Consider the following 19,113-nt stretch of genomic DNA (forward strand, 5'->3'; position numbering starts at 1 on the left):
ACTGTACTCGGCGGGCCCTGGGGGCAGTCAGGGGAGCAAGCCCGGTACGGCGTTGGAGGTGCCGGCGGTCGAAGAAACCCCGGCCGCGCTGCCCTCGCCGCGCAGCCGGGCCTCCAGGCCGTCGAGGATGGTGTCGAGGCCGAAGGCGAAGCTCTGGCTGAGCAGTTCGGCGGCGTCGGCCCCGCTCAGCACTGCCGTGCGCTCGCACAGCCGGGGGTACTGGGCGGCGATCTCGTCCGCCCGGTCCCCGGGGTCGGAGGCCTTGGCCTTGGCCGCGGCGACGTGGGTGGCGTCGAGCAGGGCGGTGCCCGCGACGAAGGTGAAGGCGGTGTTCACGGCCCAGTCGAGGTCGCGTCCCTTGAACCCGGCCGCCTCGTAGACGGCGTACGAGTGGTTCTGGAAGCGGGCCATGCCGGGGCCGTGCACGAAGTACGTGCTGATCGCCGCGACCAACCAGGGGTGACGCTGGACCATTGCGTACGTGTCCTGGACCAGCGCGCGTGCGGCGGTCCGCCAGCCGGTCCGGACGGGGTCGAGCAGCTCGATCTCGCCCCAGACCCGGTCGGCGGCGAGCACCACCAGGTTCTCCTTGCTGCCGACGTGCCAGTACATGGCCGTCGCGGCCGAATTCAGCCGCTTGCCGAGGCGCCGCATGCTCAGACCCTCGACCCCCTCGTCGTCGAGGAGCTCGATCGCGGCTTCGACGATTTGATCGCGATTCAACGTTTCCCGCGGCATGGAGTCAGCGTAGCCGACGGACTTAAACAGTGTTCGAGTCCGCACCGCACTCCGTGCACGTCGGCTCGTGTGCTCGCGCGGCTTCGTCGTACCGTGTGAAAACCTACCCTGAACAGCAAAAACGCCCTCCCGGGGGAGGGCGGAGACTCGGCGCCCCCGGCAGGACTCGAACCTGCGGCCAAGCGCTTAGAAGGCGCCTGCTCTATCCACTGAGCTACGGGGGCCGGTGTGGTGGCCTCGTACGTGCTGCCCGGGTGTGGGCTGATCCGTGACGTTGCCGGGGACAAGGATAGAGCTCCTGGATCCATGTCCCTGTTGCTTCGCCTCCGTGGCTCAATGTGGAGGTTCGGTGAAGCGGTCCTGATAATCGCAGGCAGGTACGAATCGTGCACCGCTTTTGGCGTCTCGCGCACTGGGTGTTGTGCACTCGTTATGCCTGGACTGTGCCCGCGTCCCAGTCATCCCTTCCGTCCGATGTGTCCCGTCGGCGCGCAGACATGTCTATATGCTTCAGAATTCCCCCAAAATTGGGCATTCTTCGCATGTGGTGACCTTGGACGTACGGCCTCAGCTGCTCGACACACTCTCCGCCCTGCGCGACCGTGTCGCCGCCGCACGCTTCCCGCTGCCTCTGGCGGGGGCCCCACGCGCGCGTGCCAACCGCGACGAACTGCTCGCACAGCTCGACGACTATTTGGTGCCCCGATTGAGAGAACCTGAAGCGCCATTGCTGGCCGTTGTCGGGGGATCCACGGGGGCCGGCAAGTCGACCCTCGTCAACTCCCTCGTGGGGCGGCGGGTCAGCGAAGCGGGCGTGCTGCGGCCGACGACCCGGACACCTGTACTGGTGTGCCATCCGGAGGACCATCACTGGTTCAGCGGCATGCGGGTGCTGCCCGACCTCACGCGCGTGTGGGTGCCCCAGCAGGAACCGGGGGACGACCCGCTCCTCCCGGGTGAGGACCCCGCGCGCGTGCTGCGGATCGAGACCGCGGAGAGCCTCCCGCGCGGGCTCGCCCTGCTCGACGCGCCCGACGTCGACTCCCTCGTCGCCGAGAACCGCGTCCTCGCCGCCGAGCTGATCTGCGCCGCCGACATCTGGGTCATGGTGACCACGGCCGCCCGTTACGCCGACGCCGTGCCCTGGCATCTGCTGCGCACGGCCAAGGAGTACGACGTCACCTTGGTGACCGTCCTCGACCGGGTGCCGCACCAGGTCGTCGCCGAGGTCTCCCGCCAGTACGGCGCCCTGCTCACCAAGGCCGGCCTCGGCCACGTACCCCGGTTCACCGTGCCTGAGCTGCCCGAATCGGTCTGGGGCGGCGGACTGTTGCCGGCCAGCGCCGTGGCCCCGCTGCGGACCTGGCTCGTCCACATGGCACAGGATCCCGGCGCCCGGCAGCACGCCCTGGCGCGTACGGCGTACGGGGTCCTGGAGTCGCTGAAGGCCCGGCTGCCCGAGCTGGCCAGCGCCACCGCCGCCCAGTACGCGGCCGCGCTGCGCCTCACCTCCGCGGTCGAGGCGGCCTACGACAGCGAGCACACGCGCGTGCGGGGGCGGTTGCAGTCCGGTGCCGTACTCGCCGGGGGCGCCCTGAAGCGCTGGCGCGCCTTTCCCCTCGACTGCACCGCGAGCGAACTGCTCGACGCCCTGCTGGAGAGCCTGGCGGCGCTGCTGCTGTGTGCCGTCACCGCCGCCGACGAGCGGGTCGACCAGTCCTGGCGGCGGGAGCCGGCCGCGAGCGCGCCCGGGCTCGCGGAGCGGGACCCGTCCCTGGAGAACGCCGAGCACCGCATCGGCCTGGCCGTACGGCGCTGGCGGCGCGAACTCGAGGAGTACGCCGAGGACGAAGTACGCAAGATCGAACGGAGTCTCGCACCCGACGCCGAGATCGTCGCCGCCCTCGCCGCCACGGCGCTGCTGGGCGCACACCGGGCTCGCACCGCGGGCGAGGGACTCGCCGAGCGGATCGGTGTCCACGGCGCGATGCGGCTGCGCGAACGCGCCGGACGGCTGCTCAACGAACACTTGGACCGGGTCATGTACACCGAACGCGAGCGCCGCCTCGCCCCGCTGGACGCCCTCGACGTCCACGCCGAACACCAGGCCGAACTCATCGCCGCGCTGTCCGTACTGCAGAAGGAGAGGTGACCGGTGACCGCCATCACTGACCAGGACCACACGGACCACCCGGAACACCCTGAACGCAGGGGGCACACGGGGCACACAGAGCACACGGATCGCATCGAGCACGCCGGTCACACCGGTGACGCGGCATCGAGCACCGAGGACGCCGAAGCCGCCATGGCCACCAACAGCACCAACAGCACCAACAGCACCAACAACACCAACGTCACTAAGAACGCCAAGAACACCACCAACAACAGGACCGAGGAACGCGACAACGCCCTCTGCGAAGAGGGCACCTCCGCGGCAGCGGGCACCGACACCGCCCCCGAAGTCTGGGACGACGGCCTCATCGCACGGCGGGTCAACGAGGGCGCCACTGAACCGGCGTCCCTCGTCGAGACCCGTCACCCCGGCACACAGCCGGTGACCTCTCTGGCGTACGACGGCCCGCTCCGCTCCCGCCTCGACGCCCTGCGCGAACTGGTCGGCCTCTCCCGCACCCGCCTCGACAGCCGGACTCTCGCCGAGGCCGGCCGGGTCCTCGACGAGGCGACCGCGCGCCGCAAGCTCTCCGGAGAGCACACCGTCGTCGCGATCGCGGGCGCCACCGGCAGCGGCAAGTCGCAGCTGTTCAACGCGCTCGCGGGCGTGGCCATTTCGGAGACGGGAGTACGGCGGCCGACCACCGCCGCTCCCATCACCTGCAGCTGGAGCGACGGCGCGGCGAGCCTCATCGACCGCCTGGGCATCCCCGGACGACTGCGCCGGCGCCCGGTACAGAGCCCGGAGGCGGAGGCACAGCTGCGCGGGCTCGTCCTGGTCGACCTGCCCGACCACGACTCGGCGGCCGTACAGCACCGCGAGCAGGTGGACCGCATCCTGAAGCTCGTCGACGCCGTCATCTGGGTGGTCGACCCGGAGAAGTACGCCGACGCCATGCTCCACGAGCGCTATCTGCGGCCCATGGCGGGCCACTCCGAGGTCATGATCATCGCCCTCAACCAGATCGACCGGCTGCCCGGCGAGGCCACCGATCAGGTCCTCTGCGACCTGCGGCGGCTGCTCGACGAGGACGGGATCGCCCTGGGGGAGCACGGCGAACCGGGCGCGACCGTGCTCGCGCTGTCCGCGCTCACCGGGGACGGCGTCGGCGAACTGCGGGAGGTGCTCGGCCAGTTCGTGTCGCAGCGTCGGGTCGCGGCCCGTCGTATTGCGGCCGATCTGGACTCGGCCGCGGACCGGCTGCTGCCCGTCTACGCCACCGGGCGTCGCACGGGGCTGAGCGAGGAGGCGCGGGACGAGTTCTCCGCCCGGCTCGCCGAGGCCGTCGGCGCCACCGCCGCGGGCGAAGCCGCCGAACGTGCCTGGCTGCGCAACGCCAACCGGGCCTGCGGAACGCCCTGGCTCCGGTTGTGGCGCTGGTACCAGGGCCGCGGCGAGTTTTCCACCGGGCATCTGACCCCGCGTACGCAGGCGGACGAGGAGGCGACGGCACGCCAGCGCGTCGAGCAGGCGGTCCGTACGGTCTCCGAACGGGCCTCGGCCGGGCTGCCGGCTCCCTGGGCGCAGGCGGTGCGCGAGGCGGCGGTACGGGGGTCCCAGGGCCTGCCCGAGGCGCTGGACGACCTGGCGGCGCGGGCCGGGCTTCCGCCGGGGCGACCGCCGCGACCGGGCTGGTGGCCGGCGGCCGTGCTGGCCCAGGCGTCCATGACGATCCTTCAGGTCGTCGGCGGGCTGTGGCTGGTGGGCCAGATCGCCGGGCTCTTGGCGCCGAACCTCGCGGTGCCGGTGCTGCTGATGCTGGCGGGCATCGTCGGTGGGCCGCTCGTGGAGTGGAGCTGCCGGATGGGGGCGCGCGGGCCGGCACGGCGGTACGGCCAGGAGGCGGAGCGGCGATTGCGGGAGGCGGCCGCGGGCTGCGGCCGGGCCAGGGTGCTCGATCCACTGGCCGCGGAGCTGCTGCGGTACCGGGAGGTACGCGAGCAGTACGTGCGGGTGACCAGGGCCGGAACCGCCGTGGGGTGAGTTCGCGGGATGTGGATCACCCGTCGGGGTGGCGAGGTTTTCCACAGGAGGCCGGTGGTCCACAGCGCTCAGCGGGCCCGGCCCGACGGAGGCAGTCTGGCTCTGCGGCGATCGCGACGGAGGTCGAAAGCGGTCGCCGCAGCAGACGCAGCCGTACGGGACGGGCCCGTACGCATGCCGGCCCGGCGTCAAAGACCCGGGCGAGGGAGGGATTCACGATGAACGAGACGGTGCTCTGTGTGGTGGGCAACGTGGCGACGCAGCCGGTGTACCGGGAGTTGCCCTCGGGGCCGTCGGCGCGCTTCCGGATGGCGGTGACGTCGCGTTACTGGGACCGCGAGAAGAGCGTCTGGACGGACGGGCACACCAACTTCTTCACGGTGTGGGCCAACCGCCAGCTCGCGGTCAACGCGGCGGCCTCGCTGAACGTGGGTGAACCCGTCGTCGTCCAGGGCAGGCTGAAGGTGCGCACGGAGACACGCGAGGGGCAGCCGAACTGGGCCTCGGCGGACATCGACGCGGTGGCGATCGGCCATGACCTGGCGCGCGGCACCGCGCTCTTCCGCCGCGCGGCCAAACCCGAGGCAGCGTCGGCGCCGCCGCGACCCGAGCCCAACTGGGAGACACCGGCGGGGAAGTCGGGGGACATCCAGACACAACAGCACGTGGAGACCGCCGCGGTGACGTGATGTCAGCCACATCGACCGGTTGACCGAACTGCGGCTTATCGGCGAATGCGCTCCGAACGACCCGGTGGATTTGTCGATAAGCCCTGCTCACAGACCGTCATCGCGATAACGATTCCGATTCGGATCGGTCATCCGACCATAGGACCGGCAAGGCTGGTGTGCCTGATCCTTAGGATGCCGGGCGTAGCTCTCGGGGCTGCTGATTCTGCTGGTAGGACCGCACCCCCCACGTCAAAGGGTCCTGCTCGAAGGGGAATTCCGTGCATCTTGCGTTCTCTGGGCTCTGCGGTACGTCCGCGCCGTCCGCGCGCGGACGAGGTGCGGCCCGCCTCGCCGCCGCGACGCTGGTGTCCGCGCTCGTGGCCGCCGGCGTGCTGGCCGGGGCCGGCGCGTCCGCCGCGCAGGGGACCCCGCAGAACCAGGGCGGGGCGACCGCCACCATCGAGGGACTGAAGACGTACGGCGAGGCCGTCGTCCACGAGGACGGCAGCGACCTCAAGGTGGCCGCGGGCCTGTTCGAGATGTCGGTGGAGGGCGGCGGCACCCTGCAGACGTACTGCGTCGACATCCACAACCCCACGCAGAAGGACGCCAAGTACCAGGAGACGCCCTGGAGCAGCACCTCGCTGGGCACCAACAAGGCCGCCGGCAAGATCCGCTGGATCCTGCAGAACTCCTACCCGCAGGTCAACGACCTGGCGGCACTCGCCGGGCGGGCAGGTGTCACCGGCCTCACCGAACAGGACGCCGCGGCCGGCACCCAGGTGGCCATCTGGCGCTACTCGGACGGAGCGCACGTCGACGCCGTCGACCCGCAGGCCGAGAAGCTCGCCGACTACCTCGAGAAGAGCGCACGCGACCTGGCCGAGCCGAAGGCCTCGCTGACCCTCGACCCGCCCGCCGTCTCCGGCCGCCCCGGTGGCCGGGTCGGACCGGTCACCGTCCACACCAACGCACGCGCGGTGACGGTGACGCCACCGGCGAACGCGGCCACCAGTGGTGTCCGGATCGTCGACGGCACCGGCAAGGTCATCACCTCGGCGCAGGACGGCAGCCGGCTGTTCTTCGACATCCCCGAGAATGCCGCCGACGGCACGGCCGAGCTGACCGTGCAGGCGTCGACCACCGTGCCGGTCGGCCGCGCCTTCGCCTCCGAGAGCCGCAGCCAGACCCAGATCCTGGCCGGCTCCAGCGAGTCGACGGTCTCCGCCACGGCCAGTGCGACCTGGGCGGAGAAGGGCGCGATACCCGCGCTGTCGGCCCGGAAGAACTGCGCCGTGGGCGGCGTGGACATCAGCGCGGCCAACAAGGGCGACAAGCCCTTCACCTTCGAGCTGATGGGCACCGAGTACTCCATCCCGGCGGGCACCTCACGCACCGTGACCATCCCGCTGCAGGAGGACCAGGCCTACGACTTCACGATCACCGGGCCGAACGGCTTCGCGCAGCGCTTCAGCGGCGTCCTCGACTGCAAGACCCAGGGCAGCGCGGGCGGCGAGTCCACCCAGACGCTCAGCGAGCCGAGCCCGGCCTCGGTGGGCGGCACCTCCGGCGGCACCAACCTCGCCGCCACCGGCGGCACCAGCGCCACCCCCGTGATAGCCGGCGTGGCCATCGCCCTCGTCGTGATCGGCGGCGCGGCCCTCGTCCTGCTCCGCAAGCGGGAGACACCGGCGGGGGACTGAGCCGTGCGGCACGAGCGATACGGCACCAGCGGCACCGCACGAGCATGACAGCACCTTGAGAACTCAACAGTGAGTGGCCAAGAGGTGACTCCCCGAACAAACGACCCCGGCCCGCCCCCGCACGGCGCCGGGCCTGCCCCCCCACCCCGACGACCGACGGTCACCAGCCGGTTTTCATCGGTGCCCGGCCATGCGGCAAGATGGGGTGTATCTGCCCACTGCCAGATTTCAAGCTGCCGGACGGTTTCTCTTGGCTGAGTTCATTTACACCATGCGCAAGGCGCGCAAAGCGCACGGCGACAAGGTGATTCTCGACGATGTCACCCTGAACTTCCTGCCGGGTGCCAAGATCGGCGTCGTCGGTCCGAACGGTGCCGGTAAGTCGACCGTGCTGAAGATCATGGCTGGTCTGGAGCAGCCGTCCAACGGTGACGCCTACCTCTCGCCCGGCTACAGCGTCGGCATCCTGCTCCAGGAGCCCCCGCTGAACGAGGAGAAGACCGTCCTGGAGAACGTCCAGGAGGGTGTCGCCGAGATCAAGGGCAAGCTCGACCGGTTCAACGAGATCGCCGAGCTCATGGCGACCGACTACTCGGACGCGCTGCTCGACGAGATGGGCAAGCTCCAGGAGGAGCTCGACCACGCCAACGCCTGGGACCTCGACGCCCAGCTGGAGCAGGCCATGGACGCCCTGGGCTGCCCGCCCGGCGACTGGGCCGTCACCAACCTCTCCGGTGGTGAGCGCCGCCGCGTCGCCCTGTGCAAGCTCCTGCTGGAGCAGCCCGACCTGCTGCTCCTCGACGAGCCCACCAACCACCTCGACGCCGAGTCGGTGAACTGGCTGGAGCAGCACCTCGCCAAGTACGCGGGCACCGTTGTGGCGATCACCCACGACCGGTACTTCCTGGACAACGTCGCCGAGTGGATCCTCGAACTCGACCGCGGCCGCGCCTACCCGTACGAGGGCAACTACTCCACGTACCTGGAGACCAAGTCGACCCGTCTCAAGGTCGAGGGCCAGAAGGACGCCAAGCGGCAGAAGCGCCTCAAGGAAGAGCTGGAGTGGGTGCGCTCCAACGCCAAGGGCCGCCAGGCCAAGTCCAAGGCCCGCCTCGCGCGGTACGAGGAGATGGCGGCCGAGGCGGACAAGATGCGGAAGCTGGACTTCGAGGAGATCCAGATCCCGCCGGGCCCGCGTCTGGGCAACGTCGTGGTCGAGGTGAACGACCTCCACAAGGGCTTCGGCGAGAAGATCCTCGTCGACGGCCTGTCCTTCACCCTGCCGCGCAACGGCATCGTCGGCGTGATCGGCCCGAACGGCGCCGGCAAGACCACGCTGTTCAAGATGATCCAGGGCCTGGAGACGCCGGACGCCGGCGACATCAAGGTCGGCGAGACCGTCAAGATCTCCTACGTCGACCAGGGCCGCTCCAACATCGACCCCAAGAAGACGCTGTGGGAGGTCGTGTCCGACGGACTCGACTACATCAACGTCGGCCAGGTCGAGATGCCCTCGCGCGCCTATGTCTCCGCCTTCGGCTTCAAGGGCCCGGACCAGCAGAAGCCGGCCGGCATCCTCTCCGGCGGTGAGCGCAACCGTCTCAACCTGGCGCTCACCCTGAAGCAGGGCGGCAACCTGCTGCTCCTCGACGAGCCGACCAACGACCTCGACGTCGAGACCCTGTCGAGCCTCGAGAACGCCCTGCTCGAATTCCCGGGCTGCGCCGTGGTCGTATCCCACGACCGGTGGTTCCTCGACCGCGTCGCCACGCACATCCTCGCCTACGAGGGCGAGTCCCGGTGGTTCTGGTTCGAGGGCAACTTCGAGTCGTACGAGAAGAACAAGATCGAGCGGCTCGGACCGGACGCCGCACGTCCGCACCGCGCCACCTACAAGAAGCTGACCCGGGGCTGACCTTGCGGCACATCTACCACTGCCCGCTGCGCTGGGCGGACATGGACGCGTACGGCCACGTCAACAACGTGGTGTTCCTTCGCTATCTGGAGGAAGCCCGTATCGACTTCCTGTTCCGCCCGGAGAAGGACTTCAAGCAGGGGTCCGTGGTGGCGCGCCACGAGATCGACTACAAGCGGCAGCTCGTCCACCGGCACGCGCCGGTGGTCATCGAGCTGTGGGTCACGGAGATCAGGGCGGCGTCCTTCACCCTCACCTACGAGGTGAAGGACGACGACCTGGTGTACGTCCGGGCGTCCACGGTGATCGTGCCGTTCGACTTCCAGGCGCAGAGGCCGCGCCGGATCACCGCGGAGGAGCGGGAGTTCCTCCAGGAGTACACGGACGACAAGGCCGCCGACAGCGAGGAGGAGGCCGTCGCCGCATGACGGTGCTCCACCTCGCCGACGAGGGGGAAGCGGCGGACCTCGCGGCTTTCCTCTCCCGGCTGCTCCACTACGACCGTGGAGCGGCGGTACGCCTCCAGGCGGCGGGGAAGACGCTCGCCGTGTTCGGGCGGCCGCCGTCCTTCGAGGTGCTGGCGATCCGCGCGGTGCGGCTGGCGAAGCCGTACGAGAACGGGCTCGACGCCACGCTCGACGTGACCGTGTCCGCCGGTGAGTTCCTGGAGTCCGTGGACGAGTCGGCGGCCACGGCCGCCGTCCCGGCCGCGGTGACCGGGCCGCCGTGGGCGGGAGTCCTTCCGCCGCGCGGCGGCTGGCGCGCCGAGCCCGGGCTGCCGGCACCGGAGGCCCTGCGTGCCATGGTCGGTGCGGCGGTCGCCGAATTCCGGTCCCGTACACAGGAGTTGGCGCCGGAGCGGCGTACGCGCGCCGAACTCGACCGGGTCGGACGGGAGATCTGGTCCCGCACGGTCGGCGAGACCCCTCTGCCGGTACGGGCCGTGCACGCGGCCCAGTCGCTGGGATTCCTGCGAACGCCCACCCCGCCGGGCACCGCGCACCCGACCGGCGAGCCGTCACTGGCGCTCCTCTCCTCCAGCGCGTGGCTGAGGCTGCGCACGCCCTACGGTTCGATCGCCGTGCGCAGGGCGGGACTCGGCGCGCTGGACGTCAGCGTCCGCTGAGCGGCGCTCACCGCCCTCCGCTCCGGCCGGTGATCATTCGCTGTCGTCCGGCCACACTCCGATGTGGTCCGGTTCCAGCTCCAGGGCGACGCGGTCGCGCATGCCGAGGGCCCGGGTGTACTCGGCGGGCAACTGGAGGCGACCGGCGCGGTCGAGCATGGCGTACTCGCGGGCGACCACCGTCTCGTGGCCGGTCGTGGCGTCGACCTCGCTGCGGCGCAGGACCTCCGTGGAGGTGCGGCCGTCGCGGATGGCGACCGTGCGGCGGACCTCTCCGGCCACCGCCTGGTCATGGGTGACGATCACGACGGTGGTGCCCAGTTGCTCGTTCGCCCTGCGGAAGGCGTCGAAGATCTGCGCGGCCGTGTGGGAGTCCAGCTCACCCGTCGGCTCGTCGGCCAGCAGCACCGCGGGGGAGCCGGAAAGGGCCACGGCGATGGCGACGCGCTGCTGCTGCCCGCCGGACATCTCGCGCGGGCGGCGGTCGCGGCAGTCGGCGACCCCCAGCAGCTCCAGGAGCGCCAGGGCGCGTTCGGACCGGGCACGGCGGGGTGTGCGGGTGCCGGACAGCTGGAGCGGGAGGGCGACGTTCTGGGCCGCGGTCAGATAGGGGAGCAGATTGCGGGAGGTCTGCTGCCAGACGAAGCCGACGGCCTCGCGACGGTAGGCCAGCCGGTCCTTGGGGGTCATGGCGAGCAGATCCCGGCCCGCGACCTTGGCCGACCCGGCCGTGGGGGTGTCGAGTCCCGCGAGGATGTTCATGAGCGTGGACTTGCCGCTGCCGGAGGCACCGACCAGGGCCATCAACTCTCCTTCGCGGACCAGGAGATCCAGGCCCTGGAGCGCCTGCACCTCCACGCCGGCGGTGGAGAAGATCCGGACGAGACGGTCGCAGGTGATCAGGGCGTCATGGCCGTAGGCCGGGCGGTTGCGGGCCTCGGCGGCCCGGTCGGCGAGATCGGCAAGGGTGGGGTTGGTCGTCATCGATTCTCCTGGACGGTCGGACTGGCCCCTCGGTTCATCGCGCATCCCCTGCTCTCAGCTCTGCCACCGATCCCCGCCGTCCGGTCCACCAGGCCTGCACCCCGGCGGCCCCCACCGCCACCACCACGACGGTGATCGCCGGCACCGACAGCGACAGGGCGTCGGTGTGCAGTTCGGCCTGGCCGACCGGCGTCCGGGCCGAGGCCAGGGCGATGGTGGTCAGGTCGACACCGGGAGCGAGGAGACGGATGGCGGCCCAGCCGGTCAGGGCGCCGCCGGCCGCGGCGAGGAGGGCCTGGGGGAGGGACTCCAGGACGAGGAGGCGGCGGCCCTGGGACCGGGTGAGGCCCATCGTTCGCAGGCGGGCCAGGAGGGCGGCGCGTTCGGGGGCGGTACGCAGCAGGGCGAGGAGCAGGGCCAGGACGGCGTACCCGGCGCCGGCCACCACCGCCGTCGTGTACACCCGCTCGGCACCGGACTGCAGCGGCGAGTCGGTGAACCGTGCCCGCTCCTGTGCCCGCACATGGACCGAGCCCGAGGCGCCCGCCGCCCTGCGCAGCGCCCCGGCGTCCAGGTGCTCGCCGGTCAGCAGCAGCGCCGTCGGGCGGGCGGCCGTGGAGCTCAGCCCGGCGCGGTCCACGATCAGGAAGTCCGTTCCGGTCAAGGCGGGGGTCCGGGACCGTACGCCCGTGATCCGGACGGTGACCGAGCTGCCGTCCTCCAGCCGCACCGGGAAGGGGCGACGGGTGCCGTAGGCCTGTGCCATGGACGGCGAGGCAAGGGCGGGCAGAGGGCCCGCGCTCGAGTCCCCGTTCCCCGGGCGCCTCAACTGCCCCTCCCGGAAGGCACCAAGACCCGTCCGCCGCGCCAGGGCCCCGTACGCGCCCGGTTCCACGCCGACCAACGGCACCGAGACCTGCTCGTCCCGCGGCTTCGCCTGGTACGCGATGCTCACCGCGGCGACCCCGGCCACCCCCGGCAGGCCCCGGACCCGGTCGGCGAGCCCCGGGGGCAGGGGCGCCTCGGCGTCCACACGGGCGTCGGCGCCGACCGACAGCAGCGCCGCCCGGTCGCGGGCCTCGGCCACGCCCGCCAGGACCGAGCCGCCGAACGCGGCCGTGGTGAGCGCGGTCAGCAGTGCCAGCAGGGGCAGCACCGCCGAGACGGAGGTACGGCCCGCGCGGGCCAGGGACAGATGGCCCACCACCCCGCGCAGTCGCCCGGCGGGCCGCGCCAGCCGCAGCAGCAGCGGATACAGCCGGACCAGCACCAGGGCCGCGATCACCCCGACCAGCACCGGTGCCACCGACACCAGTTGATCGCCCGAGGAGCCGTCCGAGGACGATCCCGAGGTCCCTCGCCTCCGCAGCGCCGCCACGGCCCCTGCCGCCAGGACGAGCAGCGTCAGCTCGGCGACCCGGCGGCGCCGGGAGGGACGTACGGTCGCCACGTCCTCGCGCGGACCGGTGACCCGTACGGACCGGTGGGCGAGTGCCGCGCGCAGCGGGAGCGCGGCGCAGGCGGTGAGGGTGACCGCGACGGCGGCGGCGACGGCGTAGGAGGTGCGGCCCTCGGGGACGGCGAGCAGCGCGGCCGCCAGGCCGAGGGCGCCCGCGGGTACGGCGACCACGGCCGTCTCGGCGCACAGCCGCCCGGCCAGCCCGCGCAGGGAGGCGCCCCGGGCACGCAGCAGGGCCAGCTCGCTGCGGCGCCGGTCGGCGGCGAGACCGCCCGCCATGACGAGGACGACCGCGGCGACCGTCCCGGTGCCGAAGGCGGCCACGGCGACCAGCGGCCCGACGCCCGAGCGCAGCCGGGAGAAGGAGGTGAGGACGTCGTCGAGCTCGGTGCTCACGTCACCGCTCGCATCGGTGAGGTCGCGGGCCCGGCGCAGGCCGGGGCCGGACTCCAGGGCGGCCACGGCGGACTTCAGGCGGCCCAGGTCGTGGGCGTGGAGGCCGTCCAGACGGGGGGCCAGCAGCCAGGAGCGCATGGGGGCGCCGTTCGTGCCCAGGAGGGCGGGGGCCGCATCCGGGTGCAGCAGCAGGGCGCCGAGCCAGAACTTCTGGGGGTCCGGGCCGGGCGCGGGCAGGCTCACCAGGGACGGGGTGCGCAGCAGGGGGCGGGTGGACCAGTAGGCGCCGGCCGGGGAGCGCGGGCCGAGGATGCCGGTGACCCGTACCTTGAGCGGGGCGCGGACCACGCCCGGCACGTGGATGACCGAACCCACCTTGATGTGCAGGCTCTTGGCCGTGGCGGCGGAGACGGCGGCCTCCACCTCGGTGGTCGTCTCGTCCACCGTGCCAAAGACGCGCGGCAGCCGCCCCTCGCGCACCCGTGCATGCTCGGCGAGGCCGCTCTGGGCGACGAGGGACACATGCGCGGGGAGCCCGGAGGGCCGGGGTATCCAGGCGTCCGGCACCGCCGGGGCGCGGGCGGTGATCACGCCGTACGACGACTGGGCCAGGTCGACGCTGAGCGGCCGTGGGACGGTCGTGAGGATCTGCTCGTACTGCGAGCGCAGGGTGCCGGGACGCAGCTCGTGGGCCCGCTGCTTGGGCGGCAGGGCGAGATCGGGCTGCGTGGCGGTCACCTGCACGGTGGTGCGGTCGGGCCGGGCCTGCCGTACGGCCCGCAGCAGGCCCGCGTCCTCGTACCGGTCGACCGCGCGCGGGAACGCGGCGGCCAGACAGGCGGTCAGTGCCACGAGTACGGCCAGGGCGACCGCGGCGAGTGGTGCGGCCCGCAGCCGGGTGCGTACCAAGGAGACGGTCACGGGGTTCACCTCACTCACCTCCCTGGTCGCGCAGTGCGTTCGCCGGATCCGCCCGCCGCAGCGCGAGTGCCGCCGTGACGAGTAGCGGGGCGGCTGCCACCGCCGCCAGCAGCAACGCCACCCGGGCGGGCGGGAGTTCGACCAGCAGCTCCGGTACGGGCCGGGTCGCCCGGGAGGTCAGCACGATCAGCGGGAGTACGGCCCGGGTCAGCACGGTGCCCAGGGCGACGCCCACCACCAGGGCCAGCACCAGCAGGACGCCCTGTTCGGCGGCGATCATCCGGGCCAGCCGGCGGCGGGAGGTGCCCAGTGCACGCAGCACCGCGAACTCGGCGCCCCGCTCCCGCAGCGATCCGGCCGCGCTCACCGCGAAGCCGACCGCGGCGAGTGCCGCCGCCACCACGGCCGCCGCGGCGAACGCGGCCTCGGGGCCCGCGCCGAAGGGATCGTCACGCAACTCGGCGGCGATCTCGTCGCGCACCACGACCTGCCCGGGATCGACGTCCGGCATCGCCCGCACGGCCGCGGCCACCGCGGCAGCGTCGCCCGGCGCGGTGGCCAGCCACCACTCGGTGGGCGTGACGCTCTGGCCGTACCGCGCCTGAAGCGCCCGGTTGACCGACCGCAGATCGACCAGCAGGGCCCCGCCGTCCTGCTCCCCGGAGTTCGCCGGGTCGGCCGTGGTGGGCAGGGCCCGCACACTCCGTACGATCCGCACCGGCAGGCTCTCGCCGCCGAACGTCACGTCCACGCGCTGCCCGGTGCGGGCGCCCGACGAGGCGAGGAAACGGTCGGTGGCGACGGCGGTGACCTCGGGCGCCCGGGGCTGTGCCACCCGCAGCCGGACCGTCACGGAGGACACGGTCCACATGTCCTTGTCCGGGAGGTATCCCGTGCCGTAGTCGACGGTCAGCGGCGCGGTAGAACGCACCCGCGGCCGGGTGGGGCTGGTGGCCGCGTTGGCGTAGACGTCGCCGCTGGTCTGCGTGGTCGCGGTCCAGGAGCCGGGGAGGGACAGCCGCCGTACCGTTCCGGCCGCGTCCGTGGCGGTCAACTCCGAGACGGCGAGGCGGTGTCGCTCGGCCCGGTCGCCGGGCTGGGGCATGTCGAGCCGCAGTCCGGTGAGCGTCGAGGGGCCGGGGGAGGAGGTGAGGTCGAGGACCAGGGCGTGGGTGCGGCCGTCGGCGGGCAACTGGCCGAGCGAGAGGTCGTACGGGATTCCGGAGCGGTCCTCCAGGGTCGCCGTCACCTCGACCGCCGTGCCGGGCCCGGTGGAGCTGTGGATGCCCGCCGCGAGCCGCAGCCGGGTCGTGCCCGCGGGCACTCGGGTCCCGGCCGGGGATCCCTTCGGCGCCGGCGCGGCCGGCATCGGCGGCACCGGTCCGGAGGCCAGGTCCCGGCGCATCAGTACCGCGTCCGCCATGTGCGCCGTGTCCAGGGCGAGCACGGTCGCCGTGCGGTCGCCGGACAGGGGCTGCGCGGTCCGTGCGGCGGGGGCGGCCTCGCGTACGTGGGGGAGGCCGGCGAACGTCTCGGTGCGGCCGAGTCCGGCGTCCCCGGCGGCCTGGACCCGCACCGGCACGCCCGCCCGGAAGTCCGCCCGGTCGTTCTGCGAGCGGTCCCAGGAGGCGCCCTGCCCGATCGCCAGCATGCCGAGCGCGACGGCAAGGACGAGCAGCAGCACCGGCCCCGCGCCGCGCATCGGGCGGCGGCTGAACTGCCACCCCGCCAGCGCCACCGGCAGCCCCCGCCCGGCCGCCGCCCGCCGCTCCGCGAGCCGGGCCACCGGCGGCAGCAGCCGCAGCGTCAGCACCGTCCCGGCGAGCAGCGCCAGCGCGGGCGCCGCGACCAGCAGCGGATCGATGCCGAGCGTCCCGGACCGGTCGGCGCCGACGGCACCGGAGGTCTGCCGGTTCAGCTGCCAGTACGCCACCCCGGCCACCGCCAGCAGCCCGACGTCGGCACCGGCGCGCACCGGAGCGGGCAGCGCCCCGCCGGACCGTTGCCGGACGCCGGCCGTCACCCGGCCCCGGCCCACGCGGAACCGGCCGGTGGACGCGCCCCGGGCCCGGCGCGCCGAGGAGCCGCGGGAGGGGCGCGGCCGGGCCGGGTCCGCCGGGGAGCCGTTCCGGTCACCGGCCAGGGCGGGCACCGTCACCGCCAGCGCGCACCCCAGCGCCACGCCCGCCGCCACCAGCCACACCCCGCCCCGTCCGCCCGACGGCGCGTCCAGGTGCAGCCCGATCCGGGCCAGCGCGCCCCGCCCGGCCAGCAGGTGGGCCAACGGACCGGCGAGCAGCGGCGCGCACACGGCAGCGGGCACCGCGAGCAGCAGCGCCTCCCCGGCGGCGAGCGCCGTGACCCGGGCCCGGGAGGCGCCGCGCGCCCGCAGCAGCCGCATCTCGCCCGCGCGTTCGACGCTCAGCAGCCGGGCCACGAGGAGCAGGGCGTAGCCGGCGAGCAGGGCGAGCTGGAGGGCGACGATCAGGAGGGTGGAGCGGGAGACGAGCAGTGCGCGGTCGATGCGGTCCAGGACATCGGGCAGGGAGGTGGCCGAGGCCGTCACACCGCTCAGCCCGGACGGCTTGCGCAGCGCGGCACTGCCGTGCCTGGCCGCCTCGCGCAGCGCGCCGATCCGCCCGGTCGTCAGCGGGGTGAAGTCGGCCGACGCCAGCCACGCGGACGGCCCGGCGCTCACCGTCCCGTCGGCGAGGACGGAGGGGGCGGCGAGCAGGGGGCCGTACGTCGTGAAGCCGGACTTCTTGATGCCGCGGCCGAGCAGGTCGTCGAGCTGCCAGTAGGGCGCGGTGACGGTGGCGGGGCGGTACAGCCCGGTCACCCGGATCCGTACCGCGCGGCCGCCGAGCCGGTCGGAGAGGGTGAGCCGGGCGCCCGCCTCAAGTCCGAGCCGCTGGGCGGTGGTTCGGGGCAGGGCCACCTCGACGCCGTCCGAGGCGGGCCGCGGGAGCCGCCCCGAGACCAGCCGCACCTGGCTGCGGTCCAGTGCCGCGAAGTAGGTGAGGTCCGGGTCGCCCGAGCGGTCCGCCGGGGGTTGCAGGGTGCGGGGCAGGGCGTACGGCCCGGACCGGACCAGGGTCCGTACGGTCACCGGCAGTCCGTCGAAGGTCCGCCGCGCCCCCTTGAGCACGGTGGCGTCGGCGGCCGGGCGCTGAGCGGCGGGCACCTCGGCCTTGACGATCAGCGCGGTGTCGGCGGCGTTGCGGGAGCCGTTCAGGGAGTGGCGCAGGGCGGCGTCGCCGATCGCGTCCGAGTACGCGGTGAGGGTCGCCAGGACCGCCGTGGTCAGCAGGACAGTGAGCAGCGCGGCGGCGAGCAGCAGGCGGTGTGCCCGTGCGCGTAAAAGGACGAACCCCGTCACCCTGCCCCCGTGTTGTCCGGACTTCCAGACCTTCCGGCGATGCTGACAGAGGGGACCGCCCGGGGGTAAGCGCTTGAGAACCGGACTTGACCGGATCGTGACCGGATTCCGGCGTCCTACGACCGGAATCCGACGCTCATCAGGGCGGGGAGCACCGCCGTGCTCACTCCGGGGTGTTCACCATCGAGGCCGCCGCGTACGTCAGGTAGTTCCACAGCGTCCGCTCGTGCTCCTCGGACAGGCCGAGCTCCTCGACGGCCACCCTCATGTGCTTCAGCCAGGCGTCGTGCGCGGCCCGGTCGACCGTGAAGGGGGCGTGGCGCATGCGCAGGCGGGGGTGGCCGCGGTTGTCGCTGTAGGTCGTCGGGCCGCCCCAGTACTGCATCAGGAAGAGGGTCAGCCGTTCCTCGGCCGGGCCCAGGTCCTCCTCCGGGTACATCGGCCGCAGGAACGGGTCCTCGGCCACCTCCTCGTAGAACCGGTGGACCAGCCGGCGGAAGGTCTCCTCGCCGCCGACCTGCTCGTAGAAGGTCTGCTCCGGAAGTGCGCCGCGCCGAATCTCGTTCACCCGTACATGGTCTCAGACCGGGTGACCCAGGACTCAAGGCGTAGGACCGGCGGACATCCGCCCGTGCTCGCCTCCCGTCGTCCGGCGCCGCACAGTGGACCCATGGGCGCGCATGCTCCCGGCAGGGACCTGGACGACATCGCCGCCTCGGCGCGGGCGGCGCTGGTGCGGGAGATCGACGCGAGCGGCGCCTGGGACGAGGACCCGGTGTGGCGGGAGGCCTTCGAGCAGGTGCCGCGGCACCTCTTCGTGCCGTACTACTACATCGGCGTCCTGGGCGGCTACGAGCGCTGCTGGAGCGAGAGTCCCGATCCGGGGGAGCGCGAGCGCTGGGTGCGCGGTGCCTACGCGGACAGCCCGCTGGCCACGCGGGTGCGAGACGGCGAGCTGGTCACGTCCAGCAGCCAGCCCTCGCTGATGGCGGACATGCTGGTCGCGCTGCGGGTGCGGGACGGCGACCGGGTCCTGGAGATCGGCACGGGCACCGGCTACAACGCGGCCCTGCTCGCCCACCGGCTCGGCGACGACGACCTCGTCACCACCGTCGACCTGGATCCGGAGATCACCGAGTCGGCCCGGCAGCACCTGGCGGCGGCGGGGTACCACCCGGTGGTGGTCACCGGCGACGGAGCGCGCGGAGTCCCCGGGCGCGCCCCCTTCGACCGGATCATCGCGACCTGCACCCTGCCGACGGTCCCGCGCGCCTGGCTCGCCCAGTGCGGCCCCGGCGCCCGGATCCTGGCACCGCTGTCCACCGGTCTGATCGCGCTGGCCGTGCGGGACGGCGGGCACGCCGAGGGCCGCTTCCTGCACACGCCCGCCTACTTCGTGCCGCTGCGCGGCGAGCACCGGTCCGAAGCGGAGCCGCCGCCCCTGGCCGGAGTGCCGCGCCGGGCCCGGGGACACGAGCTGTTCCGCTTCCTGCTGGCCCTGACCCGGGGCGCCCTGGAGCCGCGGGAGGCGTACGTGCTCTGGGACCACGAGGGCATGCCGGAGCGCGAGCGCTACGGCATCACGGTCGGCGCCGAGCGCGCGTGGGCATGGCTGGACGACCCGGAGGGACCGTACGCCTGGCCCCTCCCGGGCTGACCGGCACC

General features: G+C 73.0%; 13 protein-coding genes and 1 tRNA gene. 8 read left to right on the forward strand and 6 right to left on the reverse strand.

The features are described from left to right. Positions 1-27: 27 nt before the first annotated feature. A complete protein-coding gene (locus ACZ4EG_RS01620; RefSeq protein ID WP_467789155.1) occupies positions 28-738 on the reverse strand; it encodes a TetR/AcrR family transcriptional regulator in 711 nt (236 codons plus the stop codon). Positions 739-889: 151 nt separating this feature from the next. Then, positions 890-962 (reverse strand) — tRNA-Arg (locus ACZ4EG_RS01625). Between the two features lie 320 nt (positions 963-1,282). Between ACZ4EG_RS01625 and ACZ4EG_RS01630 the strand changes: the two genes are divergently transcribed. The 7 genes from ACZ4EG_RS01630 to ACZ4EG_RS01660 all read left to right on the forward strand — a co-directional run bounded on the left by ACZ4EG_RS01630 (position 1,283) and on the right by ACZ4EG_RS01660 (position 10,309). Continuing rightward, on the forward strand, positions 1,283-2,890 hold the full coding sequence (locus ACZ4EG_RS01630) for a dynamin family protein (RefSeq protein WP_467789156.1): 1,608 nt from the start codon (positions 1,283-1,285) through the stop codon (positions 2,888-2,890). A 3-nt stretch (positions 2,891-2,893) separates the two neighbouring features. Next, complete coding sequence (locus ACZ4EG_RS01635; RefSeq protein WP_467789157.1) at positions 2,894-4,894, forward strand: YfjP family GTPase; 2,001 nt, start codon at positions 2,894-2,896, stop codon at positions 4,892-4,894. Between the two features lie 218 nt (positions 4,895-5,112). Then, positions 5,113-5,583, forward strand: a complete 471-nt coding sequence (locus ACZ4EG_RS01640) for a single-stranded DNA-binding protein (RefSeq protein ID WP_453552508.1) — start codon at positions 5,113-5,115, stop codon at positions 5,581-5,583. Between the two features lie 260 nt (positions 5,584-5,843). Further along, positions 5,844-7,268 (forward strand): Cys-Gln thioester bond-forming surface protein, encoded by a 1,425-nt coding sequence (locus ACZ4EG_RS01645; RefSeq protein ID WP_467789158.1) that lies wholly within the window; start codon positions 5,844-5,846, stop codon positions 7,266-7,268. Positions 7,269-7,518: 250 nt separating this feature from the next. After that, a complete protein-coding gene (ettA, locus tag ACZ4EG_RS01650; RefSeq protein WP_453552504.1) occupies positions 7,519-9,183 on the forward strand; it encodes an energy-dependent translational throttle protein EttA in 1,665 nt (554 codons plus the stop codon). 2 nt (positions 9,184-9,185) lie between these two features. Further along, positions 9,186-9,611: an acyl-CoA thioesterase gene (locus ACZ4EG_RS01655; protein ID WP_390706675.1), complete on the forward strand. Its 426-nt coding sequence runs from the start codon at positions 9,186-9,188 to the stop codon at positions 9,609-9,611. Then, entirely contained in the window at positions 9,608-10,309 is a 702-nt protein-coding gene (locus ACZ4EG_RS01660; RefSeq protein ID WP_453552502.1) for a DUF8010 domain-containing protein, read from the forward strand. The genes ACZ4EG_RS01655 and ACZ4EG_RS01660 overlap by 4 nt, the downstream gene beginning before the upstream one ends. Positions 10,310-10,342: 33 nt before the next feature. Here ACZ4EG_RS01660 and ACZ4EG_RS01665 read toward each other — a convergent pair whose 3' ends face one another. The 4 genes from ACZ4EG_RS01665 to ACZ4EG_RS01680 form a co-directional block, all read right to left on the reverse strand. After that, the gene (locus tag ACZ4EG_RS01665) at positions 10,343-11,293 is read right to left on the reverse strand and encodes an ABC transporter ATP-binding protein (protein WP_467789159.1); all 951 of its coding nucleotides are present in this window, start codon (positions 11,291-11,293) and stop codon (positions 10,343-10,345) included. Positions 11,294-11,327: 34 nt separating this feature from the next. Beyond that, positions 11,328-14,078 (reverse strand): ABC transporter permease, encoded by a 2,751-nt coding sequence (locus tag ACZ4EG_RS01670; protein WP_467789160.1) that lies wholly within the window; start codon positions 14,076-14,078, stop codon positions 11,328-11,330. A 1-nt stretch (position 14,079) separates the two neighbouring features. Continuing rightward, complete coding sequence (locus ACZ4EG_RS01675; RefSeq protein WP_467789161.1) at positions 14,080-17,448, reverse strand: FtsX-like permease family protein; 3,369 nt, start codon at positions 17,446-17,448, stop codon at positions 14,080-14,082. A 163-nt stretch (positions 17,449-17,611) separates the two neighbouring features. Continuing rightward, positions 17,612-18,016, reverse strand: a complete 405-nt coding sequence (locus ACZ4EG_RS01680) for a globin (protein WP_453552494.1) — start codon at positions 18,014-18,016, stop codon at positions 17,612-17,614. A 102-nt stretch (positions 18,017-18,118) separates the two neighbouring features. Between ACZ4EG_RS01680 and ACZ4EG_RS01685 the strand changes: the two genes are divergently transcribed. Then, a complete protein-coding gene (locus ACZ4EG_RS01685; RefSeq protein ID WP_467789162.1) occupies positions 18,119-19,105 on the forward strand; it encodes a methyltransferase domain-containing protein in 987 nt (328 codons plus the stop codon). Positions 19,106-19,113 lie beyond the last annotated feature (8 nt).

This window comes from Streptomyces sp. NPDC025638 (genome assembly GCF_055558775.1).

What these genes read in the sequence shown, in the direction of transcription:
- ACZ4EG_RS01660 (WP_453552502.1), top strand. Translation starts at nt 9,608, where the DNA reads ATGACGGTGCTCCACCTCGCCGACGAGGGGGAAGCGGCGGACCTCGCG.
- ACZ4EG_RS01640 (WP_453552508.1), top strand. Translation starts at nt 5,113, where the DNA reads ATGAACGAGACGGTGCTCTGTGTGGTGGGCAACGTGGCGACGCAGCCG.
- ACZ4EG_RS01665 (WP_467789159.1), bottom strand. Translation starts at nt 11,293, where the DNA reads ATGACGACCAACCCCACCCTTGCCGATCTCGCCGACCGGGCCGCCGAG.
- ACZ4EG_RS01620 (WP_467789155.1), bottom strand. Translation starts at nt 738, where the DNA reads ATGCCGCGGGAAACGTTGAATCGCGATCAAATCGTCGAAGCCGCGATC.
- ACZ4EG_RS01685 (WP_467789162.1), top strand. Translation starts at nt 18,119, where the DNA reads ATGGGCGCGCATGCTCCCGGCAGGGACCTGGACGACATCGCCGCCTCG.